This is a genomic window from Carboxylicivirga caseinilyticus, assembly GCF_050589785.1.
Lineage (GTDB): Bacteria > Bacteroidota > Bacteroidia > Bacteroidales > Marinilabiliaceae > Carboxylicivirga > Carboxylicivirga caseinilyticus.
The window spans coordinates 1-778 of the sequence record NZ_JBNGOX010000115.1 but is presented as its reverse complement, the minus strand read 5'-3'; the positions used below and the strand labels follow the sequence as shown (position 1 = coordinate 778).

Sequence of the window (778 nt, the reverse complement as noted above, 5' to 3'; positions counted from 1 at the left end):
AAATCCCCTGAAGGGGACTTAGGGGTGACATAAAATGATATTTTATTACAAATTGAAACTAACGTTGTTCTGATGTTTAGTTTTTGGACACCCTCATTTAGGGTTGGCTTTGTAAGCTCTTTGGCAAGTTTTGGTTTGAGTTTGGCTCCCCGAGGGGTCGGGGCAGGCTGTTTGACTTGCCAATGTGCTTACAAATTGAGTTGGCCTTATTGTTATTATCTAACTACTTTGCCTAACGCTTCTAATAGTTGTGGATTATCTTCCAATCCAATCCGTGCAACAGCGTAGAACTCGCTCATCCAATCATCCATCTTTGCAAAGGCTGCATCTTTGGCTTTTGTTGCATCCTGTGATTCTCCAACTTCTTTTAAGTATTCTGCTCTGGCTGCTTCCAGTTCAGTTATCAATGTATTTGCGGCAGCTAATGAGTCAGCGGTAATTGCTAATCTTGCCAATTTGGTTTGAATAGCTGTATCGGTGGTTGCTACGCTATAAAATTTCTTTGCAGCTTCTAGCCATTTGATATAAGTCCGTGGCATTTCGCCTGAAATTGCCAATTTGTCGGCTGTTAAACTATCGTTACGGAATATAACCTTTGCTTTTTTGCGTTGCAGTTTAAAAACTTTCTCCAATTCTGCTTTTTTATCGGAGAATGAGGCTGAAGCGGCAGAGGTTTCGTCATCTGGCTATTTCGGAGTGACCATGCCACCATTATCGGTCAAACTGTGCCACTTTGAGAGAAGTTGCAATGATAGTAATTTTTTACTCAGTTTTTAAA

General features: G+C 40.7%; 1 pseudogene. It reads right to left on the bottom strand.

The annotated features are described in order from the left end of the window. Nucleotides 1–215: 215 nt before the first annotated feature. Nucleotides 216–671, bottom strand: a pseudogene (locus ACRD62_RS22475) (PQLLE family protein); the annotation flags it as partial. Nucleotides 672–778 lie beyond the last annotated feature (107 nt).